8 protein-coding genes are annotated in these 6,678 nt (G+C 35.4%); 7 read left to right on the forward strand and 1 reads right to left on the reverse strand.

Annotated elements, in window-relative coordinates:
• The first annotated feature begins 655 nt into the window (after nucleotides 1–655).
• The 7 genes from BM086_RS20140 (at nucleotide 656) to BM086_RS20165 (ending at nucleotide 5,023) form a co-directional block, all read left to right on the forward strand.
• The gene (locus tag BM086_RS20140; protein WP_092332228.1) at nucleotides 656–1,108 is read left to right on the forward strand and encodes a GNAT family N-acetyltransferase; all 453 of its coding nucleotides are present in this window, start codon (nucleotides 656–658) and stop codon (nucleotides 1,106–1,108) included.
• Nucleotides 1,109–1,123: 15 nt separating this feature from the next.
• A complete protein-coding gene (locus BM086_RS20145) occupies nucleotides 1,124–1,603 on the forward strand; it encodes a GNAT family N-acetyltransferase (protein WP_092332232.1) in 480 nt (159 codons plus the stop codon).
• Between the two features lie 352 nt (nucleotides 1,604–1,955).
• The gene (locus BM086_RS21535; RefSeq protein ID WP_141107808.1) at nucleotides 1,956–2,201 is read left to right on the forward strand and encodes a hypothetical protein; all 246 of its coding nucleotides are present in this window, start codon (nucleotides 1,956–1,958) and stop codon (nucleotides 2,199–2,201) included.
• Entirely contained in the window at nucleotides 2,198–2,488 is a 291-nt protein-coding gene (locus tag BM086_RS21540) for a GNAT family N-acetyltransferase (protein ID WP_141107809.1), read from the forward strand. Before BM086_RS21535 ends, BM086_RS21540 begins: the two co-directional genes overlap by 4 nt.
• Before the next feature lie 25 nt (nucleotides 2,489–2,513).
• A complete protein-coding gene (locus tag BM086_RS20155; protein ID WP_092332237.1) occupies nucleotides 2,514–3,065 on the forward strand; it encodes a GNAT family N-acetyltransferase in 552 nt (183 codons plus the stop codon).
• Nucleotides 3,066–3,801: 736 nt separating this feature from the next.
• Nucleotides 3,802–4,431, forward strand: a complete 630-nt coding sequence (locus BM086_RS20160; protein WP_092332241.1) for a hypothetical protein — start codon at nucleotides 3,802–3,804, stop codon at nucleotides 4,429–4,431.
• Between the two features lie 178 nt (nucleotides 4,432–4,609).
• Entirely contained in the window at nucleotides 4,610–5,023 is a 414-nt protein-coding gene (locus BM086_RS20165) for a hypothetical protein (RefSeq protein ID WP_092332245.1), read from the forward strand.
• A 108-nt stretch (nucleotides 5,024–5,131) separates the two neighbouring features.
• Here BM086_RS20165 and BM086_RS20170 read toward each other — a convergent pair whose 3' ends face one another.
• Entirely contained in the window at nucleotides 5,132–6,313 is a 1,182-nt protein-coding gene (locus BM086_RS20170) for a cation:proton antiporter (RefSeq protein WP_092332249.1), read from the reverse strand.
• Between the last annotated feature and the right edge of the window lie 365 nt (nucleotides 6,314–6,678).

Below are 6,678 nucleotides of genomic sequence, written 5' to 3' on the forward strand. Positions count from 1 at the left end.
TTACTATATTTCAAGAAGCACAAAGATAACGCCGAAAGTCAGACAATTCAAGGCTTTCGGCGTTGATTATTATTGTTATACTGTCAAAGACAGGAATATAGATAAATAATTAATAAAACGGAAAATAAGAAATCAGCCTCCAAAAGAGACTGATAAGTATAACGCTCCATGCTCTTAGTAGTGTTATGTCTGAATATAACCCTTCCAAAACATTCGAAAATTCTTTAAATGATTAGGATTTAAAATCCTAGAATTATACCTTTAGAATTATGAAAACTTAATACAGAGCTTTTAGAACACCCAGGTTCTTTGACAAAAGACTCTCTGGGTGTGTCGGATTAACCTAAAGCTGTAAAATGTTCATTTCCAAGAAAGCTCACAACCATAGGCTTTCTTTTTTGATGTTTTTTACAAAAATACAGATTTAGCTTAAATTTTTAAAGCTACAAATTGTAAAAAGCCGTACTTTTAAAGATAAAACTGTAAAAAGCCGAACCTGTTATACTTATTAATGATGCTTTAATCCAGAATCATTTAATTTTCTTGAGTTGAGGGGATCTATCGCATATTCTACTCTTAAAAACGTAGTAGTTATATTTTTGTATGTATATTATTTGAGATTGTTTTTTGAAAAGACTATGGGAAGAGGCTTGATATGTTGAAATATCATGTAACTACAGAGCCAGAGAAGCGGCTTATATCTAGCTGGAAATATGATGGAGATTACGCAATCTATAATAGTATTTCCTATGAAGATCAGCTTTCAAGCCATTCAGGATTTGGAAATCCAAGTAATAACTACTATTCATTTTGTGATGGTCCACTGTTAGTAGGGTATATAAACCTAAGAGAAAAAGGAACTGAGGTAGTCCTTGGAGTAGGAGTTCATCCGGATTTGTGTAATAGAGGATTTGGAAACAAAATTGTAAAAATGACATGTGAATTATCTAAATCTCTTTTCCCAGGAAAACCTGTTTATATAGAGGTTCGAACATGGAATGAAAGAGCAGTGAAATGCTACGAAAAAGCGGGCTTTCATATTGAAGGTGAACCATATGAGAAAACAACCCCTATAGGGAAGGGATTGTTCTATAGGATGCAAATTTAGAGGAGTATATATTTCATGAACAGTATTGTTTTGGGAGATCGCACAGAAGAAACAGTAAGGATATACTTTGAACAGGCCCAGAAAACTTCAATTAAGTCTATGCTTCCGCAGAAAGCTACTACTGTAGAGGAGGCGATAGCCGACTATCACGAGACACTACTTCCAACTGCAACCAGCTATGGAAAAACTATACTGGCAGATGGTACGTATGTAGGGGATATCTGGTGCTACTGTATAGACAAAACAGACACACCCAATGCAATGTTGAGCTATTGTGTGTTTGATGAATCAAGTTGGAATAAAGGGATTGCCACAAGTGCTACATTACTATTTCTAAAAGAAATAAAGAATAAATATAATCTAGAGTCCATCGGAGCATTCACTTTTTCAGATAATCTGGCATCGATTAAAGTGTTGGAAAAATCAGGATTTGAATTGATAGAAACCTTTGAAGAAGATGGCAGAGAATCAAAATATTATCAAATAGGTCTTTAATGTGGATAGGACAATGATAAAGGAAATGTTAAATGGAAACAGTAATAATCTCATTTAATCTATAGCATTGTTATACAGACTTGACATTGAATTGATCGCCAATTATACTTGGTACTAATATTTTTCAGAATTGAGAGACAACTATGGCACACATTATTCTCGTCGATACAACAGCAAATCATTTTACCGAATCCGTGAAATATAATCAGTTTCAGGGATTTGATTTTGATACAATCGATGAGGTGATGCACGAATAGAAGTATTATTAATTCAGGTATATTGAGCCTCATCAAACAATCAACAGTTTGGTGGGGCTCTTTTTATACAAAAAATATAAGGAGAGCGTAAAGTTATGGAAGAGTTAGTATTGTTGGAGCCAAGTAGTGCTTACTATGATCAAATCAAAGAATACCGCCAGGAATTTCTTGAAGTAGGGGATTCCATGGATGGTACAAGTTCCCTTAGGGAATATGAGAAACCTTCGGATTGGGTGGAGCATATCAAATTATACAGCAGTAAGGAAACAATCCCAGAAGCAGGGTACCGGCCACATTATTTTTGTGTGTCAGAAAAAGTGACAACAGACTTCTTGGAATGATAGACATTCGCCATGAACTTAGTGAATATCTGTATAATTTCGGTGGCAACATAGGATACTCCATACGTCCATCTGAGCGCAGGAAAGGCTATGCCAAAGAGATGCTGCGGCTTGCGCTTCCATATTGCAGGGATGATTTGGGGCTATCAAAGGTTATGATTTCCTGTATCACCGGAAATGAAGGAAGTCGTAAGACAATCATTGCCAATGGCGGAATATATGAGAATACCCTGCACGAACCGGATGAAGGCATAGACTTGGAGCGTTACTGGATTTCACTATGCTAAACAGTTACTGGGAGGATTGGAAAATATGCTTATAAAAGACTTTGAATTTACGTTAAAAGACGGGAGAACCGCGATAATACGAAGCCCTAAAGATGAAGACATCCAGGGCGTTCTTGACTATCTGTATATTTCATCAGGTGAAACAGATTTCATTTTACGTTATCCTGAAGAATGCACAAAGTACACTGCAGAAGGGGAAAAACAACTATTTGACAGGATTAATACCGCAGACAATGAAACCATGCTGGTATGCATAGTTGGTGGGAAGGTTGCTGGCAACTGTCAGATAACATGGAGCAATGGAATAAAGACAAGGCATCGTGCACACGTTGCCATTGCTTTGTTAAAAGAATTTTGGAATCTGGGAATAGGAACCAGATTATTCCAAGAGTTAATCCGAATTGCAGAAGAAAATGAGAATATTCTTCAGATGGAACTGGATTTTGTTGAAGGGAATTCCCGCGCAAGAGCATTATATGAAAAGATGGGATTCAAAATAACAGGAGTAAAACCAGATGCAATACGTCTAAAAGATGGAATCCTTTTGAACGAATACTCGATGGTAAGAAAAATGTAATACGATATTGAAAACCTTAAGAAAGCTCATGTTTAAGAGCTTTCTTTTTTATTATCTTTACTTTTGGTTTTGGCGATTACAAGACTTTTGCATCATTTGGCAAACGGAAACAAGCATTAAAATGGTCGCATTACCGTCAACAATATCATGTAAGGAGGAAAAAATGTATCGCTACGAAACGCCAATTGAAAAACCACGCAGTTCCAAGTATGGTAGCAACTACTGGATATTCCAGAGCCGGAAGGTACGCAGAAGAGTCGCAGTGTTCTCAAATCTTGAGTATGAGAATATCCTCACTCTGGAAATGAATCCCGAGATAGAGTAGTACTGCGAATATCCACTTGAAACAAAAGTATTTGTCGGAGGAAAGGAACAAAACATTTTATTTGATACCTGGGTAAAACATACTGATGGCAGGGAAGTATATCAGGAGTGATTTTTATAATGGCGTACACACTTTTTAAGGTTGTAAAATTAAAAAACGAATCAGATTTCGCAAAAGTATTCTCAGGTAAAATGAAGGAAGTGTAAATTATTTTAAATGCTGGGATCATATAAAGAAACAAAAATAATATTATGAGAACACTCATCATGTGAGAAAAGATGGAATAATAGCAATCTGGCTTCATTTTGAATATCATTATGATAAAAACAAAGTACCAGTTGACGCAGAAAATGGGAAACGGTAACAGAAGCATGGACTATAGGACATTTATTCCGAGGAGAAGAATACCTGTTGCTTAAAAAGACCGATAAACAGGAAAATCTATATCTATACGATAGAGTGTTTTCTTTGCATGATCCGTCTTTAGATGGAAAGCTTGATTTTTCGGGCTTTCATGGAAAGGCTGAATGGATGGCGAGTATACAGAAGATGTATTCGTCGCACATGAATTCGGTTTTTGGGACTACTGCACCTGAACAAGCAAAATTAGCTTTTATCAGTGACGGCACACGTAATAGCGGAGTTGACGATAAGGGATTTCCTAAACCTCTCCCGGATGAAAACATCAATAAATATTATGAGAGAGTTAAAGCGTACAATGTAGATAAGAATAATAAGAGAAATAGGCAGATAGATGATACCAGAAAATTACGAAAAGAAAACGAAAAACTTAGAGAGCGACATAGAAATGATGTCCTTGAGTTAAAACGATATGAGAAATTAGAAAGCATCTTAAAAGCATATCCGGATTTCAGGACACTTAATGCAGTTCTTTCTGCAGGTGAAAGGATCCGAACAATACACCAGTATTATAAAGACCAGGATAACAAAGAGACTGTTGATTATATTGGTACACTACTAAAGTACGGACAACTGATACTGGATAATATGCGCAAGCAGGAAAAACGCTCATCTGAGTGACTTCTCCAACATACAATTCCGTGAATTTCTTATTACCGAACATAGATTATGATTGTGCTTCTTTTCAGACTTTTATCATATATTCATTGTTTAATCCATATTATTGCGATAAAATTATGAGTATAAGAAAAATGCTGCAAACAATTTTAATCTGTTTTATTATTCAAGGATTCCGCCTATGTCTGTACAGTCATGTAAAAGATGTCATATCCTGTTTCAATATTCAGAAACAGGGCCACAGCTCTGTCCAAATTGTACTAAACAAGATGAGGCAGACTTTGATGTTGTAAGACAGTATTTAAATGAACATCCATTTTCATCGGGGCAAGAAGTTAATCAAGCAACCGGGATCTCACTTGAATCAATCCTAAGGTGGCTTAGAGAAGGACGCCTTATTTCGCTTGAAATGACTGGGATTTTAAAATGCGAAAACTGTGGTACTCCTATTTTTAGCGGGAAATTTTGTACTGAATGTAGATATAAGCTAGTCAAGGACTTGAAAGGAATAGCTGCACCAAAATCTGAAGAACAACCTGTCCAAATGCAACCCAAACAGGATGTGCATGGAATGCAGTTTATGAATAAAGACTAAATATACTGGATTAAATCAAAATATTTTTTCTATGTTAAAAATGCATTCAAGCCATATATACTTGAATGCATTTTTTAATAATAGCAGTTTTTTAGCTTTTTACCGTAATCAAACCGAATGCTTGTCATCATAGGTATAAAATGCTTTAAGAATAATCGGTGTTAAGATAGAACTAATAACTATCAAAAGAATAACTGCTGTAAAATATCTACTGTCTATAATTTCTGCTTTAAGGCCTCTTTGAGCAACAATCAAAGCGACCTCTCCTCTTGTCATCATTCCGACTCCAATTTTTGCACTATCAGACAAGTTATAACCCAAGATTTTTGCAACTAAACCGCAACCTATTACTTTTCCCAATAAACCTACAACAACAAATGCAAGGGAGAAAAATAAAATTGTCATATCAATTTCCTTGAGGTTTGTTTGTAATCCTACGCTAGCAAAGAATACAGGACCAAAAATCATATAGGAATTTATATCCATTTTTCTATCAATATACTCAGAATCATCAAGAGAACTCAGTATAATACCTGCAACATATGCTCCTGTAATATCCGCTACTCCAAAGTACCTATCCGCAGCATATGAGAATACAAAGGCTATTGCCATACCGATAATCGGGATTCTTCTTGTATGTGGCCACCTTGCCACTGCTTTTTTCATGATATATAAAATTATTATTCCAACAACAATAGAAACAGCAAAGAAAAGAATCGTTTTTAAACATACAATTGCCGTATTAGAATTTGGATCCTTCAACCCTAATACTGCTGTAAGAACAACAATTCCAATTACATCATCAATAATTGCCGCACTCATAATTGTTGCGCCAACTTCTGAAGAGATTTTTCCAAGTTCCTTTAAAACCTGCACAGTGATACTGACAGAAGTTGCAGTCAAAATTGTACCGATAAATAGCGCATGCGTGAATTCCTGACTACCAGGAGCTGCAAAACCATAGAAACTCATGTAAAGTATTGTTCCCAAAATAAGAGGAATAGAAACACCTGCGCATGCAAGAATTGTTGCTTTAATGCCAGATTTTTTTAAATTATCTATGTCGGTTTCCAGTCCAGCACTGAACATCAGTAAAATAACACCCACTTCAGCCATTCCAGACAAGAAATCATTTATAACTACTAAATTTAAAAGAGTAGGACCAATTATCAATCCTGCAATAATCTCTCCAGCTACTTGCGGAGCCTTTAGTTTTCGGGCAACTATTCCCATAACTTTAGCTGCAATCACTATAATTGCTAAATCTCTCAGTATACTTAAAGTATCCATCTTATCTACACTCCCTAATAATAATAGTTGAGAACAATGCTTATTATAGAATCAATTTGCTTGTTGTCAATTTGTATTTGATACAAAAAGATACTCACATTCTTTTTTTATATCGTCATATTAGAATCTTTTCATTATTCAATTTCATTTGTAAATATGAGTATCCAGTACTGTCATTGTTCTGTAATTCATGATTCATCTGCATATTAACAAAAAAATCCATAACCCCTACGGACTATGGATCTAAGAAAAATAACCTATTAAAACTCTTTCTTGACTTGTACCTTCAAAACCGAACACTGACTAATCTAAATCCTTTTCCCTATACATCTTATCTTTTGGATAAGCCCTCGACCTATTAGTAC

This window comes from Butyrivibrio sp. YAB3001, assembly GCF_900112195.1.
GTDB lineage: Bacteria > Bacillota > Clostridia > Lachnospirales > Lachnospiraceae > Butyrivibrio.

Coding starts and splice junctions, on each gene's coding strand:
- BM086_RS20170 (WP_092332249.1), bottom strand. CDS start 6,313: ATGGATACTTTAAGTATACTGAGAGATTTAGCAATTATAGTGATTGCA.
- BM086_RS20165 (WP_092332245.1), top strand. CDS start 4,610: ATGTCTGTACAGTCATGTAAAAGATGTCATATCCTGTTTCAATATTCA.
- BM086_RS20155 (WP_092332237.1), top strand. CDS start 2,514: ATGCTTATAAAAGACTTTGAATTTACGTTAAAAGACGGGAGAACCGCG.
- BM086_RS21535 (WP_141107808.1), top strand. CDS start 1,956: ATGGAAGAGTTAGTATTGTTGGAGCCAAGTAGTGCTTACTATGATCAA.
- BM086_RS21540 (WP_141107809.1), top strand. CDS start 2,198: ATGATAGACATTCGCCATGAACTTAGTGAATATCTGTATAATTTCGGT.
- BM086_RS20145 (WP_092332232.1), top strand. CDS start 1,124: ATGAACAGTATTGTTTTGGGAGATCGCACAGAAGAAACAGTAAGGATA.
- BM086_RS20140 (WP_092332228.1), top strand. CDS start 656: ATGTTGAAATATCATGTAACTACAGAGCCAGAGAAGCGGCTTATATCT.